Source organism: Paenibacillus agricola (assembly GCF_011440305.1).
Taxonomy (GTDB): Bacteria; Bacillota; Bacilli; order Paenibacillales; family NBRC-103111; genus Paenibacillus_S; species Paenibacillus_S agricola.
The window spans coordinates 637546-654885 of record NZ_JAAOIW010000004.1 but is presented as its reverse complement, the minus strand read 5'-3'; the positions used below and the strand labels follow the sequence as shown (position 1 = coordinate 654885).

Below are 17340 nucleotides of genomic sequence, written 5' to 3'. Positions count from 1 at the left end.
TTGTTTATGATCAACTTTAATAATTGAATAATTGTGGGAACAGGTGCTTCAGCAAGCTGAAGCTTAAAAGGGAAGTTCGGTGTAAAACCGACGCGGTCCCGCCACTGTAACGGAGGAGTCATTAGCGACTCAGGAGCAAGCAATAATTTCTTTTTGATTATTGGTTTGCCCTAAGCCACTGATTTTAGCAGGGCTAAAATTGGGAAGGCCGCTAATTGATGCTGATTCCGGAGCCAGGAGACCTGCCTGTTCTGACAACACTGCGTTTACCTACGAAGGATGGGGAGGTGTTGAGGACGGCCATTGTTAGTAAACTATGGGCATCTTTACCTTTGCTTGAAAAGGGTATGGATGTCTTTTTTGTGTTGTAAAATCGAGCTCGACTTACAGGAGGAAACTTAAAAAATGTTTACCATGTTGAACAAAAAATTGAACCGAAAAAGCTGGACGGCCCTTATTATATCAGCAATAATTATGCTTTCTGCCTGCAGCACTCCCAATACCGCCGTACCTGCGGCGGGTACGGCAGCCCCGAAAAGCACAGGAGAAGCAGCCGGCACCAATACGCCAATGGCTGACCAGCAGGTACTGAAATATGTCACACTGAATATGCCCCGCTCCCTGGATCCGACTAATGTAGATGCCCAGCGGATTACTTCCGATGGAATCGCAGAGCCCTTGGTGATGCTTAACGATGATGCAACTTTGCGACCATGGCTGGCCAAGTCCTGGAAAAATATAGAGCCCACCCTTTGGGAAGTCGAGCTTCAACCGAATGTGAAGTTTTGGAGTGGAGTTGTGATGGACGCAGCAGCCGTGAAGGCGGCACTTGAGCGCCACCAGAAGTTGAACAAACGGGCTTCCTCACAGATCGGCGGCGTAGAATTTATGGTGAAGGATGCAACACATCTGCAAATCAAGACACCGAAGCCAGATCCGGCTTTTATTTTTAAGCTGACAGGCTTCGCGATCCATAATGCTGCCGAAGCCGACCGGCTTGGCGATAAGTTTAATAAGGAAGCCGATTTGACCGGCTTTATGAAGCCGACACAGTTTATTCCAGGCGAGCTTCTGATTGCCGAAGCCGTTGCAGGCTATTGGGGCGTACAACCAAAGCTGAAGCGCGTGGAAGCCAGGCTGGGCTCCGATGGCCAGGCGCGGTTGCTGGCTATGAAAAGTGGCGATACGGATGCCGACATGAACGTTGAGGTCGAGCAACGGATTTCCTATGAAAAGGATAAAAAGTTCGACGTGCTTTATCCGCCAGGCTCTACCCGTAATTTGTGGTTAAATATCAAGAAGGTTCCTGCTTTTCAGGATCCAAAGGTTCGTTTGGCGTTAAGTTTGGCATTGGACCGCAAAGAGCTGATCGATGGGGTAAGCCGTGGCTTCGCTGAGCCTGTAACCGGCCATTTCCCAAAAGGCCTGCCTTATGCTTTGGACAAGGGACCTGAATCTGACCGCGAGAAAGCGATGAAGCTGCTGGATGAAGCGGGGTGGAAGCCGGGAGCGGACGGAGTCCGTACGAAAGACGGACAGAAGCTGCAATTCAAGCTTTTGACCTATTCATTCTTCCAGCCTACAGCTGTCGCTTTGCAAAGCCAGTTTAAGGAAATTGGCGTTACCATTGACATCGAGCCTGTCGAAACAACGGCTTCGAACCAATTGATGCTGGATGGCAATTTTGAGATGGCCACCTATTGCTCATGCGGCAGCGTGACGGGTGATCTTGGTGGTCAATTGAAATCCTACTATTACACGGGATTAGTTAGCAACTATGGAGGCTATAGCAATCCAGAGGTAGACAAGCTGATCGACCAGCTTTCCGCTGAGTTTGATGCAAGCAAACAAAATGACCTTGCCAAAAAGATCCAGCAAATTGTGTTGGATGAGACAGCAATCATCTATATGTATAACTCCGCTAGCTGGGGCTCGGCCTATAACAGCAAAGTGAAGGACGTAGATAAAAATCTGAGAACAAAAATTGTGCCGGAGATGTATATTGGCAAATGAAAATTCTCAGATACCTGATCTTTCGGTTGGCGGTTACACTCCCTGTACTTTTGGGTGTAACCTTGCTGATTTTCTCCTTATTGCGCTTTATTCCAGGAGATCCAGCTCAAATGATATTGCTTACCATGTTTGACCCGGGTGCGACGGTTACGGATTTGCATGTGGATGCGGCTATTTTACGGAAGCAGCTTGGGCTTGATGAGCCTTTTGTGATCCAATATTTAAGCTGGCTGATGGAGGTTGCCACAGGCAATCTGGGAACTTCATTCCGCAGCCGTTCGCCGATTATAGATGAGCTGTGGATGCGCGTGCCAGCAACCTTGGAGCTTGCAGGAGCCGCATTGGTCGTCATGCTGGTGATTGCCCTTCCCTCCGGGATTGCGGGTGCTGTATTTCACCGTCGCCCAACCGACCATATGACACGTTTTATTGCACTCATTGGTGTATCCGTACCGAATTTTTTTCTTGGATTGGTGCTCATTTATGTGTTGTCCTACCAGCTGGGCTGGTTTCCGACATTAGGGAGAGGCTCTTGGTCGAATTTAGTGCTGCCTGCTTTGACATTGGGAACCGGACTGGCAGCGACAACCTCAAGGCTGCTCCGCACCTCACTATTAGAAGTGTTTTCTAAACGTTATATGGTATTGGCAGAGGCTAAAGGGCTTCCACGTTCGGTTATTGTGTTCAAGCATGCGCTTCGCAATGCGTTAATTCCAGTGGTAACCTCCTTCGGTATGGTGGTAGGCGGGCTGCTTGGAGGGGCGGTTATTATTGAAACCGTATTTTCTTGGCCGGGTGTTGGCAGATATGTGGTTGATGCGATTAACGGCAGGGATTATCCCGTTATCCAGGCATTTGCCTTGCTGATGGCTGTAGCGTACGTGTTAATTAATGTGTTAATTGATCTGGTATACCGCTTCCTCGATCCAAGAGTACGCATAGAGGAGGGAACCCATGGATAGACGGATGCTCAGGCAGCTTCGCCAAACCTTGTTCAAGGACCCCATTGCCGTTTTTCTGCTATTATTTATCGTCATGGTCGTCATTCTCTCCATAGGTGCACCGTGGATTTCCAGCCATGATCCCGTTAAGGTCGATTATGCCCAAGTGCTGCTGCCGCCATCTTCCGAACATTTGCTGGGCACCGATAATTACGGCAGGGATGTTTATACGCGGTTGATTTATGGAGGCTCAGCTTCTTTAACGGCATCGTTTATGGCGGTTGGCCTTATTATTTCGCTTAGTTTATTGATTGGTGTTACGGCTGGATATTTGGGCGGAGGGGTGGACCAAATTTTAACCCGCTTGATGGATGTGCTGCTTTCCTTTCCAACCTTGGTTTTGGCCATCGCTATTGCAGCACTGATGGGTCCGGGGTTAACGGGCCTGATGATCGCTGTCGCAGCTGTTTCCTGGCCGTCTTATGCGCGGATTTTTCGCAGCTATGTGCTTTCGGTCAAGCAGGATGGCTATATCCAGGCAGCGCGTTGTGCTGGAACCCCGGCTTGGAAAATTATGCTAACGCATGTATTGGGCTCCATCGCCGGACCGATCCTCGTGCTGATTACACTGGACATCGGGCATGTGATTCTTAGTATTGCCTCTTTATCTTTTCTTGGCCTGGGGATTCGTCCGCCACAGCCTGAATGGGGAGCTATGCTCAATGAGGGCAGAGCTTATTTGGAGGAAGCGCCGTGGTTGTTCCTAGCGCCGGGTTCGATTATTTTTTTGATGGTGCTGGCCACGAATTACTTGGGTGATACCGTCAAGGATGCATTAGAGCCGCGCACCCTGCATGTGCCGCTGCTGTTCAAGAAAAGAACGGGAATTACGGGCAAGCTGGCGCAAGGGCTTAGAATCCAGCGCGAAATGATGATGGAACTTGCTGCAGTTGTCCTGCAAGGTGGCAATGCCCCAAAGCCTACAGCGACTGAGCCGCTACTAGTTATAGCTGGTGTTGACGTGGTTGTAGCGGGTAGGACGAAACACGCCATGCCACAGCCTATTTTGCAGGGCATCGATCTTGAGCTGTACCCCAGTGAATGTGTGGGGTTAGTTGGGGAAAGTGGCTCAGGCAAAAGTACCTTGGCCTTAGCCATTATGGGATTATTAAGGCTGCCATTGGTGCAAACAGCCGGGGACTTAACAATCCTCGGTGAAAGTACGAAGGATTGGTCTTGGGAAGATTGGCGGATGGTCCGCGGCAAGCGGATTACCTACATCACGCAGGATCCGATGGATACATTGAACCCCACATTAACGATCGGCGAACAAATTATGGAATGCCTGGTTTATCATAAGCGAGCAGCGCTCACAAGCCGCGAGGATATGAAAAATATAGTGCTTGATATGCTAAAGAAAACAGAGCTGATCCCTGAGGTTTACGGAATGTATCCGCACCAGCTAAGCGGCGGGATGAGGCAGAGGGCGGTAATTGCCATGGCGATGATCAATGTACCGCAAATTATTATCGCCGATGAGCCGACTACAGCCTTGGATGTGAGCATCCAGGCGACGATCATGGAATTGCTCCGCCAGCTCCAGCATGATAGTGGAGCCGCGATGATTTTTGTCTCACATGACCTGAGATTAGTTGCCCAAGTAGCAGATCGTATTGCCGTAATGTATCAAGGGCAATTGATTGAAATGAATGATGTGAAGTCGATTTTTACGGAACCGAAGCAAGCCTATACGAAGCAATTGCTGTCGTCGATTCCACGCCTAACCATTCCGAAAAACAGAGCTTTATGAAGATAATGCCTATAATTTTGGTTTATAGCCTAATCCATCTCAGGTTTGATGGACTTGGAGGCTCTATAATAAAAATGAGGGGGAAGGTTGTTGCTGCAAATCAATAATTTGAGTAAAGCCTTCCGAGGCAAGCAGGTGCTCCGTGATATTAGGTTCTCAGTGGCACCAGGCGAAATTGTGGGATTGATCGGTATGTCAGGTTCAGGAAAAAGCACAATCGCCAAATGTATGCTCGGCTTAGAAAAGCCAACTGAAGGCGAAATCCTTTGGAATGGCCGCTCCTTGTTGACATGGAACCAAAAAAGCTCATGGAGGCAAGCGATCCAGATCGTGTTTCAAGATCCGAGGGCAAGCTTAAATCCGCGCTGGACCATCCAGCGCAGCTTGGCGGAGCCACTAATTAATTTCAACATGGCTTCCGACAAACGCTCGAAATGGCAGCCAAAGGAGTTGGACACGCGGGTTCAGCAGCTTTTGCTGGAGGTTGGGCTTGACGAGCGGTTTATGCAGCGCTATCCTGATGAGCTCAGCACAGGACAATGCCAGCGAGTATGTATAGCCAGAGCCCTTGCTCCTGGACCTAAGCTGATCGTACTGGACGAGCCATTATCGGCTTTGGATGTAACGATTCAAGCGCAAATGCTGGTGCTGCTCAAAGAGCTTCACGCTACCCAGCAGGTTAGCTATTTATTCATTTCACATGATATCGCGGTCGTATCCGAGCTTTGTGAACGCGTTTTGGTCATTGATAAGGGGATCATCGTCGAAGATAACACAGCACAGGGGCTGATCTATGACACTAAGCATGCTTATACACGTAAATTGCTTGCCGATACACCCAGTTATCCGAACTTTGATTAATAGTGCTACCAAGTTAGATTATTAAAACGATACCCATTATAGCTAATAGAACGATGCCAAGTTTGGCTAATAGAACAAAAAGGAGTGGAAGCATGGCAACTTGGAATTTGACAGAAACACAGCATCATGTCCTAATCTGTAATGGAGGGAGCTGTATGAAGCAGCAGGGGGAAGAGGTTACCCAGGCAATTCGGGCAGAAATTACGGCGCAGGGTGCCGACGCTTTAATCCATACCACAAGAACACGCTGCAATGGGCGTTGCCAGGATGCTTGTGTCGTGACCGTGTACCCGGAAGGCGTTTGGTATCAAAATATGACACCTGAAAGCGGAAGGGCGATGGTTCTTGAGCATCTCCTTCAAGGTAACCCGCTACAGGAGCATGTTGTTTATTCGTTTCAAGATCGGTTTATGGCGACAGGAAATGGGCCTGAGGGGAAATTTAAGCAAATATAGGTTGGACCAATAAGCGATAGCCCGTGATGGGCTGTCGCTTTGTTTGACATTGATAATCGTTATCACTTAAAATGAAAGCAGTATGTTTTTATCGAGTACCCATCGAATATCAATAGGAGGCCACGAAGTGGAATATAGAATTGAGAAGGATACAATAGGCGAAATCAAGGTTCCAGCACATCAGTTATGGGCGGCACAAACCCAACGCAGCTTTGAGAACTTCAATATCGGCACGGAAAAAATGCCACAAGCGATCATTCAGGCATTTGCTATTCTTAAGAAAAGCGCAGCAAGCGCTAACCATAAGCTGGGCAAGCTTGATAGCTTGAAGGCCGAGACGATCATTGCAGCGGCTGATGAAATCATTCGTGGCGAGCTGGACGACCATTTCCCGCTTGTGGTATGGCAAACAGGCAGTGGCACCCAATCCAATATGAATGTGAATGAAGTCATTGCCAACCGTGGCAACCAGCTGCTAAAAGCTAAGGGCAGCGAGCTGCGAATCCATCCCAATGATGATGTAAACCAATCGCAAAGCTCCAATGATACGTTCCCTACAGCTATGCATATTGCAGGTTTAATCGCAATCGAGGACCAAGTGCTGCCAGCAGTAGCGCTATTGAAGGAAACACTTCGCCAGAAAAGCGAGGCTTTTGCAGATATTATCAAAATCGGCAGAACCCACCTGCAGGATGCAACGCCACTGACACTTGGCCAAGAAGTAAGCGGCTGGCACCGGATGCTGGAGAAAACCGAAGCGATGGTCAAGGCAAGCGGCGAATCTTTAAAAGAGCTTGCCATCGGCGGAACAGCAGTGGGTACAGGTATTAATGCCCATCCCAAATTCGGGGAATTGGCTGCTGAGGAGATTAGCAAGCTGACGGGCAAAGCATTTACATCGGCCTCCAATAAATTTCACGCATTAACAAGTCATGATGAGCTGGTCTATGTTCATGGCGCTCTAAAAGCGATGGCTGCCGACCTGATGAAGATCGCTAATGATGTGCGTTGGCTTGCCAGCGGGCCGCGCAGCGGGATCGGCGAAATCACGATACCGGCCAATGAGCCAGGAAGCTCGATTATGCCAGGCAAGGTCAACCCAACGCAAAGTGAAGCTTTAACGATGGTTGTATGCCAAGTGCTGGGCAATGACGCGGCTATCGGTTTTGCAGCGAGCCAGGGGAATTTTGAGCTCAATGTATTTAAGCCGGTTATTATTTATAACTTCCTACAGTCCACACGTTTGCTTGCGGATGCCATCCGTTCATTTAATGATCATTGTGCCATTGGTATTGAGCCCAACTATGCCGTTATTAAACACAATGTAGAACGGTCGCTGATGCTTGTTACTGCATTAAATCCGCATATTGGCTATGAGAATGCCGCGGCTGTCGCTAAGCTGGCTCATAAAGAGGGAACTACACTTAAAGAGGCGGCGCTTAAAAGCAATCTGCTGACTGAAGAAGAGTTTGACCGCATTGTAAGGCCTGAGCTGATGATCCATCCTTCTGAGGATTAGATTGTTGTAGCGAATCACGAATCATACGAGGTTATGATGTAGGATTTTAAAAGCTGCTTGATAATAGTTCTCATTATTGTTAAAATGAATATAATAAAAAAAGGAACCTCGCGGGTTCCTTCTGCAACTTTAATTTTTAAGCTCATTTGGATTTAAACGTTTTGCAATCTGTTTCAGCGGAGCTATGGGCTTGTTTGATTTGGTTGTTGACAATGAAAATTGATTCGGCTGTACAGTGGTTTTCATTAGCCCAGTGACGACAGGAATTGACTTCACATAATACGTCTTTAGCCATTGTTAAGCACCTCCTTCTTCTCTGAATTACAACCCCAATGCCACAGTCTGTTTGTACAAGTTGGAGCTTGTATAACCAGCAGTACCCTCAATTATTTGACGATAATGGGGGTATTTGTGCTGTGAACAAAAAGTTGCTTTTTTAGCATAGCAAATTTTCTGACAATTATCAAATCTAGGTCATATAGTGGATAAGCATTAAAATTAGTAAAATTATAGCAGAAGCTGCAACTAGCAGCCCATCTTTTCGGTTGAAAAGCAACCGGTAGGCGATAGTCGGCTTATGGCCAGCTTGCCCCATACCGCGTACAATGAGGATTAAGGACAACCATTCACCCAGTCTTAACAGGGAAACTAGAATTGGAATCATTACCATTCGGAGCCGGAATATAGGGATTTGCCCTGGACGAAAGGGGTACTTGCCACGCGCTGCAGCGATCCGCGCAAATCGTTGCCATTCTTCCATGATCATGGGAAGAAACCGGATAATGAGCGAAGCAGCCAAGGCAAATTGATCCACGGGGACCCGTATTTGCTGTAAGGGCTGAAGCCCTTGCTCAATCGCCCGTTTAAGTCTCAAATGATTAATCCCTGAGAGCAGCACAAAGCCAATCAGCATAATCATTACAAGCAGGCTGAATAGAAAGAATGTATCGACAGCCGGTCCCACGACAAAAAATATCCCCCAAGGAAGCTCCCAAACAGCTCCGGTTAAGCCTGTATAAGGGGCGGGGTAATCAGCCGCTTGCGTGGTTAATCCCGCTAAGATCGAGGCGAGCAAGGTGAAAATAATCAATCCTACTGCTGGCTTTAAGCATTCCTTTAGTGGAATTTGTGCATATCTAATTACACATAGCATCACGATAAAGGAAGCGATCCAGCCCATCCATTGCGATTGCAAGAGGATTCCAGGTGAAATCAGCATATACATAAGCCAGATGGCGCGAGGGTCTCGTTGCTTGAGACGGGAAATTAACGGCTTATCGGCTTGCCGGCTGGGATGTGGCGCGCTCTTTGAAGCTGTGAGAAACGGTTGCGTCTGTTTGGATTCATGTGCTTGCTGCTCTGAAGCGCGGGCTTGCTGCGCCAAAGCAGCTAACCCGCGCTGAGCCGCTTTGGCGACTGCGGTCGAAGCCACAATAGCAGCCGCGGTTGCAGCCGCATCCGGCCAGCCCTTGGGCACATCGAACCCTGCCCTGCGCAGGGTTATTAGTGTTTCCAAGGAGGCTGGAAGGGCGAGCCCAGCTACGCTCCAGATCTGGGGCTGCTCGGCCAGCTCGCCGGGAGTGCCATGCCAGAAGGTATCGGCATAAAGGATGAGCACATGATCGGCAAGGGCGATAAACGCCTCCGGATCATGGGTCGCAACAAGCGTGCCCAAGCCTTGCTCTTTGCGCTTGTGCAACTGCTGGCAGACCAGCGCTGTTCCTTCCTGGTCGATCCCGGCTGTTGGCTCATCGAGCAACAGCCACTCAGGAGCCGCCGCTTCCAGCAGCGCAAGCGAAAGGCGCCGTTGCTGGCCGCCGCTTAAGCTAAATGGGTCGCGCTCCAGCCAGTCGCTGGCGTCCCCAGGGAACAACCGCAGCCCCAAGCCTATGCGATGCTGGAATTCATCTGCCGAAAGCTTGTAGGGGCGAAGCGTATACGCAAACTCGCCTCTAATCGTATCGGCGAACAGCTGCTGCTCGGGATGCTGGAACGCGCTTCCCATACGGAGCAGAACTTGGCGGTTTGGCTTCTGACGTGTTGAAGCACCCATCCATAGGGGAAGGTCGCCAAGCTTGATCTCGCCGACCGATGCCTCGCGCAGCCCAGATAGCTGCTCCAGCAGCATGGTTTTCCCTGTGCCGCTGCGCCCCAATAGCAGGGTCACGGTTCCCGATTTGAAGCGCAAGTCCATTCCCGTAGCGATGTGAAGCTGACTGGAAAGTTGCCCTTGAAGACCCTCTGATAGTCTCCCGGATAATCCTTTTATAACTAGATCATTAGCCATCTCCAGCCACCGCCTCTGCCAATTGTGCCGAGGTTAGCGGAAGACTCGGTAAAGGGACACCTTGGCGAATCAGCTCGCGTGCGACCTGAACCGGGTATGGCGGGCTAAACCCAAGAAGCTCGCAGGGGCTTAAGGATGCCTGAGGATCGCCGTCAAGGGAGCCATCACCAAGCGTGCAGTTTTGGGAGACGTCGTGAAGGGAGCCGCCGCCTAGCGTGTCGTCTTGGGAGTCGTCGTGAAGGGAGCTGCCACCAAAGGAGCCGCTGCCAAGAACGCCGCCACCTTGGAGGTAGTCACCATAGAAGAAGCTGGCAGGGGTTCCGTCAAAAATGACGTTGCCTTGCTCAAGGCCAACAACCCTGCCACCAACAACCAACTCTTCCATATGATGGGTTAGCCATATTACGGAGGTTCCTTGATGGTGCAGCGCCAAAGCAGCTTCCAGCACCAGCTTGCGTGAAGAGGAATCCAGCATGGAGGTCGCTTCATCAAATAGGAGCAGCGGCGCTTTGGCAGCGATACAGCCAGCAATGGCTGCAAGCTGCTTCTGCCCTCCGGAAAGCTGCGCAAGCGGTTGGTGCATCAAGGTTCCTAAGCCTACAGCGGCCAAAGCCTGCTCGGCAATCGCTGGGATCGCAAGGGGCTCCTCGGAGCGCATCTCTAGCTGGAAGACGATATCCTCCCAAGGGGTCTCCCCGAAAAAAACATTTTGCTGCATCACATAAGGAATGATTTCAGGAAGAAAGCCTCTATGAAATTCACCTGATGCCCTATCAATAACACCGGCAATGAATTGGGCAAATGAGGATTTGCCGCTTCCGTTAGGACCCACAACGCTAATCCATTCTCCTTCAGCAATCCGCAAGTGCATATGCTTTAAAACCGGCACGGCATCCTCGGATTGACTCCTGTACAATGTAATATTAGTAAGAACGATATCATTTCGTAAGGTCATCTGATCACCTGTTAACTTTCAAATTATAGAAGTGTATCTTTTGCAGTTTGTCTTACAGTTGTCTTACAGTTGTCTTACAGTTGCCTTACCGTTTGTCTTGTAATTTGTCTCTTCCAATATATAAAAGCTTTGTGCTATACTCGTAATTGTCAACTTAATATCGTATTTATAAGTTAACAAATAAAAGGAGGGAAATCAATGAAATCATCTGCATGGAACGTTAGAGGGCTTGTTTACAGCGCCCTATTCGCAGCATTGTTTATCGTATTTAGCATGCTCAAAATCTCATTAGGCTTTAATCCGGTACCCTTTACTTTAGAAAGCTTTGCCATTATGCTGGCAGGCGGTCTGCTTGGAGCACGCTATGGCTTCTATAGTATATTTCTTGTTGTTGTACTAACAGCGATTGGCTTGCCGCTTCTGCACGGACAAGGAGGCATATCGCTTGTTATGGGGAGAACGGGTGGATTTATTTGGATGTTCCCGCTGGCTGCTTTTGCCATTGGCTGGTTTTCCAGCAAGATCCGCGGTCAAGGCATCATTGCCTTTTTGTTAATGTTTGTGGTTATGGAGGCATTTGGTTCGCTGCTGCTTTATGCAGGTGGAGTGCCTTGGTTTGCTTACATAGCCGGGATGTCCGTTACTAAAGCGGCTACTCTGGCAGCTTATCCCTTTATTTTGCCTGATTTATTGAAAGCCTTAGTGGCCAGTGCCATTGTTCTTAAGCTTCGCAAATATGTACCTTCATTAGTTGCCTCCAAGCGGGCAGCAGCAGATTCCTCGTTTTCCAGTAAGTAGGATATTTTTAGTGCAGCTTAAGCTATTATCAGGTAAAATCATAATGAAATCCACATTTAAAGAAGAAAAGGAAGTTATGAGATGATTTTTAACCAAAATGAAAAGCTAGTTATGATTGGAGATTCCATCACCGATACGGAGCGTAAGCGTCCACATGGGGAAGGGCGCAACGATTCTACGGGCAAAGGCTATGTTTCTGTAGTTCATGCACTTTTTCATACGGTATACCCTGAGCTTAAGCTGCGCGTTATTAATATGGGCACCAGCGGCAATAATGTTCGCAATTTGAAGGAACGCTGGCAAACGGACGTTACCGACTTGCAGCCGGACTGGGTATCGATCCTGATCGGTATTAATGATGTATGGCGTCAATATGACCAACCAACAATCCCTGAATCCCATGTGTATATTGAGGAATACCGCCAAACCTTGGACGAATTGGTGAAGCTTACCTTGCCTTCGGTAAAAGGGGTATTTCTGATGACGCCTTTTTATTTGGAGCCTAATGAACATGATCCGATGCGCCAAACCATGGATGCCTATGGAAAGGTCGTTAAAGAAATTGCAGAGGCGAACCAAACTTATTTTATCGATATCCAGGCTGCATTTCAACCGATTCTTGAGCATATTTATCCAGCTACATTAGCTTGGGACCGCGTACACCCGAATTTGGTGGGACATATGGCGATTGCCCGTGCTTTTGTAAAAGCGGCTGGTTTTGACTGGAATAAATAAACAAACGAATGGAGCCAAACTGTACCATAGAAGCCCAAACATGCATTGCTGAATGTCAGCATGTCATGATTGGGCTTTTTTATTTTTTTACATGTTAGGTTTTCGCCTCAAATCTTAACGATGTAATAAATTATCCACAGATAAGTACGCAAAATGAATTGTTCATTCTGCTTAAAGCGAATATAATGTTAAGTATAGTGACATATATTCCGGAGGTGATTCCCCTGTACATGACAGTTGAGCAGGCGCTTCTGATCTATCCGCTCTCTGAAGGACGGTTAATTGCCGGGAAAGCTGGTGCCTCACGGATCGTGAAATCAGTGAATGTGATGGACGCTCCAGATATAACGGAATGGATTAAAGCCGGAGAAATGCTTTTTACGACTGCTTATATAATGAAGGACCAGCCCGATGAGTTGATTGAGCTGCTGCAAAAGCTGGATAGCAGGAAGGCGGCCGGCCTTGGAATTAAGCTGGGGCGGTTCTGGTCAAGTATTCCGGAATCTATTATAGAGGAAGCAAATCGTTTGGATTTTCCGTTGATCGAGCTTCCTTATCAATTTACATTTTCTGATCAAATGAATGGATTGTTTCTTGATGAATTGGAGCGAAGCACTCATTCCTTGCAGCGACTGTTGGATAAACAGAAACGGCTGATGAAGTTTGCGCTCAAAGCCAAGTCGGATACGACCTTTTTCGACCGGGTGCTGGACATTATCGAAACGCCATTTGCTGTTATTAGCTCACGGGGCCATGTGGTTTATAATGCAACAGCTTATGCTGAAGCACAATTGCTAAAGGGCTGGCCATGGCGTGAAGAAGGTAAATGGATTTGGGCGGAGCAAGGCGGGCATTCGCGGATACCGATTGAGCATAAGGGCGAGTGCATTGGTTTTGCCATATTTTATCCATCTGAGGTGGCGCAGGTTAAGGAAGAAGAAGGATTGCTGTACCAGACAGCAGAAATTTTGGCTTATCATCTGAGCTATATTTACCAGGATGTGCTACAGAAATCGTTGAACAAGGATATGGGCGATTTATTTGTCCGATATTTGAACCGTAATGTCGAAGCGGGCATACTGGTTGATTATACGGAGGAGCTTGGTGTTTTGGCGCTTCGTGGCTCCTTTCAATGTGTCAGGACGAAAATTTTGCCTGGCACCGGGGTTGTGCAGCAAAAGGCGTTGCTTAAAGAAATTCGACAGGAATTTGAATATAATACTGTTTTCCGTGGTACACAGGTTATCCATTTTATATTGGAAGATGGCGTGTTTTCGATTTTTTGCGCAGATGAATTTGTTAATCCGGGCATGCTTGCCGATTTATTAAAACGGTCGCTTGCTTGTGTAGTCAATAAAGGAATTGTCCAGCACATTCGGCTTGCCATCAGCAATAAAAAGCTGAAGCCTGATATGCTGCGGCAAGCCTATACCGAATGTACGGAAGCATTTGGCCTGGCGGAACGATTGGGTGTTGGTGAAAAGATTGTGCAATTTGGTGACATCGAATTGGCCTATTTATTCAAGCATGTGCCGGATGATGAAATGAAAGTGTACAGCAATGAGGTATTGGCTGAGCTATTGGCGAAGGAGCCTGATTATGCGAGGGATATGTTGCGCACGCTAGAGGCTTTTATCGAGCATGATGGACAGATGAATGAGACGGCCAAGCATCTTTTTATCCACCGTAATACGGCGACCTACCGGATGGAAAAGATCGGCGAGATCCTTGGTGTCGATTTTAAAAAGGTTGATGATTTATTAAGGCTTAAGCTCGCTTTTATGTTCAGAAAGCTGCTGCGTGAGAAAGAAACCGTCGATTAAGCAACAGTCCAATGCTGGGCTGGCACTTTGAATTATTCGCTTATCCCAAATAAATGGCAGGAGGTGGCAGCATGGAGTTTCATGAATTGCTGGATCGTTGGAGTAAGCAGGCTGGGCAAGCGGTGCTTGCTACCGTTGTTGCTGTTGAGGGGCATGCCTACCGTAAAATTGGTGCATCGATGCTGATTTATGAGTCTGGGCAACGCATAGGCGGGATCAGTCCTGGATGCTTGGAAACGGATTTAACAGAACGGGTCAATAGCCTGCTGAGCTCCAAGGCTTCACAGATGGTGGAATATGACATGCGCAATGTGGATGATTTTGCCTGGGGCGAAGCGGTAGGCTGCGGCGGAAGTGTACATGTGCTCTTGGAGCCAGTCACGGGAGAATTAGAACGAATTTTAGCGGAGCTGCTGTTGTTATTAAATAACGGATATAGCAAGGTTTTCACCCGCACTAGGGGAGTGGCAGGCGATATGGTCTATAAGATTGGTGAAAAAACGGATCAACAAGGATCAGGTGGCAGTCAACAGCCTGAGTATGAGCGGGGTGATTCAGATGCGGCTGCCATAAAAAGCTTCGAGTTTATTTGTGAGCCCAAGCCTCGATTAATTATTTTGGGAGCAGGAGCGGATGCCGAGCCGATCGCCGAAATGGCGGGTAAAGTTGGATTTCGCGTTGTCGTATCCGACTGGAGGGAATCGCTTTGCTGCACGGCGCAATTTGGCGACTGTGCTATGGTGGCTGGTTCGCCGAAGGAAGCGATAGATCGGCTGGATGTCCATAGCGGTGATTATGTGATTGTGATGAGCCACCAATTGCAGAAGGATCGCCAGTATTTGGCTGCGCTTTGGCCGCTGTCTCCACGATATGTAGGATTGCTGGGCTCTGAGGCCCGGGCTGACCAACTATTGGAAGGCCGAACTCCGCCGGCTTGGTTGAAATGGCCTGTAGGCCTGGCGATCAAGGCAGAGGGGCCGATGGAGATTGCCGTCAGTGTAGTTGCAGAATTGATTGCGGTTCGGCGAGGGGCAGAGATTGCTTTAGGTAGGAGGAAGAGTGATGATCCAGATTCCAAAAGTAACGGGGATTTATTTGGCGGCAGGCGCAAGTCGGCGAATGGGGAGGCCGAAGCTAACCATTCCCCTCGGCAGCAGAGGCGTGACGGGTGGATTGGCGATTGAGCAGGCGCTACAAGTGGAGAAGCTAGAGCGAATTGTTGTAGTATCCCGTGTAGCTGGTTATCCGAGCTGGCTTAACGCTAGCGAGGAGCCGGTCTATTTGCAGCGTTGCTCCTTTATTGAAGCTAAGGACGCAGACCTTGGCTTGGCCCATTCACTTCGCGCTGGATTGTCTGCTGCACTGCATCATAGCAAGCCCGATGCAGTGCTTGTTATGCTGGCAGACCAGCCATTTATCCGTGCGGAGCTGCTGGACCAGCTTATCTTTGAGTATCAGGCCGATCGAGCGCTGGATTATGTAGCTGCAGGTGATGCCGGAATAGGCAAGCCTCCTGTGCTATTAGCCGCATCGATGTTTAATGCTTTGATGAAGCTGCAGGGTGATGAGGGTGCACGTAAATTATTGCTTAAGCCTGGCTTCAGGGGGAAAGTCGTAGAGGCAGAGGCACGTTGTTTTCTTGATCTGGACACTCCTGAGGATGTGGAAGCGATTTTAAAGCTTAGTTAAACAACCAAAGATCCATTATTTTTATGTTAGTATAGAGTTATGTTTATGTTATATATTAATGGTTTTTGCGAATATTCATTAAAATTCATGCATGAAATACAAAAATGGTTTGAGTTTTTATTAAATAAAACAAATATATGTTAATTTAATTGACGTATAAATAACATTCGATTATAGTTTAAATACATCAGAGTTCATATTTCTTCGCTTGGTGAATTGTAGATTAGATAAAAAGAAAAGTGGAGGGGAAGCTCAATGAAATTTACAAAACGCATGTGGTCGACAACTCTAATTTTGATGTTAGCGATGTTGATTGGTCTGGTTGGTTGCTCCCAAGAAAATGCAAAGCCGGCAGCAGCACCTACACCGGCAGAGCCAAAGCCTGCTAATGCAGCAGCGAAGCCTACCGAGATAAAAGCTCCCCGTGTTGCCTTTGTATACATCGGCCCTCCAGGTGATGGCGGCTACACTTATGAGCATGACCAAGGCAGGAAATATATGGAGAAGGAATTGGGGATTAAAGCGGATTTTGTAGAGAATGTACCTGAAAGCGCAGATGCCGAGCGTATCATTACGGAGCTGGCACAAAATCATGACCTCATTTTTACTACAAGCTTTGGTTATATGGATTACACCTTAAATGTGGCTAAGAAATATCCGAAGGTCATATTCATGCATGCTTCTGGATTTAAAACAGCAGACAATATGGGCACTTATTTCGGACGTAATTACCAAGCTAGCTATTTAGCTGGTATTGCCGCTGGTAAAATGACTAAGAAAAATTTAATCGGTTACGTTGGCGCCTTTCCAATTCCCGAAGTTATTTATAATATTAATGCCTTTACACTAGGCGCACAAAGCGTTAACCCGGATGTTAAGCTTAACGTAGTTTGGAGCAACACTTGGTATGACCCGGCTACTGAGCGCCAAGCGGCTGTCAGCTTATTGGATAAAGGTGCGGACGTGATCGCTGCCTACCAGGATTCACCAGCCAGCATTCAAGCTGCACAAGAACGTGGTGCTTTTGGAATCGGCAATGACTCGGATATGACGCGTTTCGCTCCAGAAGCTTATATCACATCTGCCGTGTGGAAATGGGGACCTTATTACACCAAGGTTGTCAAAGATGTGATGAATGGAACTTGGAAATCGGAGCAATATTGGGGAAGCATGAAAGACGGTATCGTCGACATCTCTCCATTAGGCAAAAATGTTCCAGAGGACGTCAAAAAGCTGGTTGAAGCGGCTAAGGTTAAGGTTGTGAGCGGCGAGCTTAATGTATTCAAAGGACCCATTACGGATGCATCGGGCGCCATTAAGGTAGCTGAAGGCAAGGTGCTTGAAGACAAAGATATCCTGAGTATCAATTGGTTTGTTAAAGGCATTGAAGGAACGATACCTAAGTGATACAAGCTTAGCTACAAACCACGCACGAATCCCTTCATGGAAATGAG

At 47.9% G+C, this 17340-nt stretch carries 15 protein-coding genes and 1 riboswitch; of the genes, 12 read left to right on the top strand and 3 right to left on the bottom strand.

Going from position 1 to position 17340, the window contains the following annotated elements:
- Positions 1 to 24: 24 nt before the first annotated feature.
- Positions 25 to 264, top strand: a riboswitch (cobalamin riboswitch).
- Positions 265 to 405: 141 nt separating this feature from the next.
- The 6 genes from G9U52_RS14455 (at position 406) to fumC (ending at position 7599) form a co-directional block, all read left to right on the top strand.
- The gene (locus G9U52_RS14455; RefSeq protein WP_166150583.1) at positions 406 to 2013 is read left to right on the top strand and encodes an ABC transporter substrate-binding protein; all 1608 of its coding nucleotides are present in this window, start codon (positions 406 to 408) and stop codon (positions 2011 to 2013) included.
- A complete protein-coding gene (nikB, locus tag G9U52_RS14450; RefSeq protein WP_207952959.1) occupies positions 2010 to 2975 on the top strand; it encodes a nickel ABC transporter permease in 966 nt (321 codons plus the stop codon). The genes G9U52_RS14455 and nikB overlap by 4 nt, the downstream gene beginning before the upstream one ends.
- Positions 2968 to 4764 carry a dipeptide/oligopeptide/nickel ABC transporter permease/ATP-binding protein gene (locus G9U52_RS14445; protein WP_166150581.1) on the top strand — a complete coding sequence of 599 codons (1797 nt, stop codon included), beginning with the start codon at positions 2968 to 2970 and terminating at the stop codon, positions 4762 to 4764. Before nikB ends, G9U52_RS14445 begins: the two co-directional genes overlap by 8 nt.
- A gap of 90 nt (positions 4765 to 4854) precedes the next feature.
- The gene (locus G9U52_RS14440; protein ID WP_166150579.1) at positions 4855 to 5625 is read left to right on the top strand and encodes an ABC transporter ATP-binding protein; all 771 of its coding nucleotides are present in this window, start codon (positions 4855 to 4857) and stop codon (positions 5623 to 5625) included.
- 92 nt (positions 5626 to 5717) lie between these two features.
- Positions 5718 to 6080, top strand: coding sequence for a (2Fe-2S) ferredoxin domain-containing protein (locus G9U52_RS14435; RefSeq protein ID WP_166150577.1), 363 nt, complete (start codon positions 5718 to 5720; stop codon positions 6078 to 6080).
- Positions 6081 to 6207: 127 nt separating this feature from the next.
- A complete protein-coding gene (gene fumC, locus G9U52_RS14430) occupies positions 6208 to 7599 on the top strand; it encodes a class II fumarate hydratase (RefSeq protein ID WP_166150575.1) in 1392 nt (463 codons plus the stop codon).
- A gap of 142 nt (positions 7600 to 7741) precedes the next feature.
- Here fumC and G9U52_RS14425 read toward each other — a convergent pair whose 3' ends face one another.
- The 3 genes from G9U52_RS14425 to G9U52_RS14415 form a co-directional block, all read right to left on the bottom strand.
- Positions 7742 to 7894, bottom strand: a complete 153-nt coding sequence (locus G9U52_RS14425) for a DUF1540 domain-containing protein (RefSeq protein ID WP_166150572.1) — start codon at positions 7892 to 7894, stop codon at positions 7742 to 7744.
- A 174-nt stretch (positions 7895 to 8068) separates the two neighbouring features.
- Entirely contained in the window at positions 8069 to 9886 is a 1818-nt protein-coding gene (locus G9U52_RS14420; RefSeq protein WP_166150570.1) for an ATP-binding cassette domain-containing protein, read from the bottom strand.
- Complete coding sequence (locus G9U52_RS14415; RefSeq protein ID WP_166150568.1) at positions 9879 to 10841, bottom strand: energy-coupling factor ABC transporter ATP-binding protein; 963 nt, start codon at positions 10839 to 10841, stop codon at positions 9879 to 9881. The genes G9U52_RS14420 and G9U52_RS14415 overlap by 8 nt, the downstream gene beginning before the upstream one ends.
- 198 nt (positions 10842 to 11039) lie before the next feature.
- Here G9U52_RS14415 and G9U52_RS14410 point away from each other — a divergent pair, with 198 nt between their 5' ends.
- The 6 genes from G9U52_RS14410 to G9U52_RS14390 all read left to right on the top strand — a co-directional run bounded on the left by G9U52_RS14410 (position 11040) and on the right by G9U52_RS14390 (position 17293).
- Positions 11040 to 11639 carry a biotin transporter BioY gene (locus G9U52_RS14410; RefSeq protein WP_166150566.1) on the top strand — a complete coding sequence of 200 codons (600 nt, stop codon included), beginning with the start codon at positions 11040 to 11042 and terminating at the stop codon, positions 11637 to 11639.
- An 81-nt stretch (positions 11640 to 11720) separates the two neighbouring features.
- On the top strand, positions 11721 to 12374 hold the full coding sequence (locus G9U52_RS14405; protein WP_166150564.1) for an SGNH/GDSL hydrolase family protein: 654 nt from the start codon (positions 11721 to 11723) through the stop codon (positions 12372 to 12374).
- A 230-nt stretch (positions 12375 to 12604) separates the two neighbouring features.
- Positions 12605 to 14197, top strand: coding sequence for a PucR family transcriptional regulator (locus G9U52_RS14400; protein WP_243767327.1), 1593 nt, complete (start codon positions 12605 to 12607; stop codon positions 14195 to 14197).
- Positions 14198 to 14268: 71 nt separating this feature from the next.
- Entirely contained in the window at positions 14269 to 15381 is a 1113-nt protein-coding gene (locus G9U52_RS14395; RefSeq protein WP_166150563.1) for an XdhC family protein, read from the top strand.
- The gene (locus G9U52_RS39975) at positions 15263 to 15886 is read left to right on the top strand and encodes a nucleotidyltransferase family protein (RefSeq protein ID WP_311764870.1); all 624 of its coding nucleotides are present in this window, start codon (positions 15263 to 15265) and stop codon (positions 15884 to 15886) included. The genes G9U52_RS14395 and G9U52_RS39975 overlap by 119 nt, the downstream gene beginning before the upstream one ends.
- Positions 15887 to 16141: 255 nt before the next feature.
- A complete protein-coding gene (locus tag G9U52_RS14390) occupies positions 16142 to 17293 on the top strand; it encodes a BMP family ABC transporter substrate-binding protein (protein WP_243767326.1) in 1152 nt (383 codons plus the stop codon).
- Positions 17294 to 17340 lie beyond the last annotated feature (47 nt).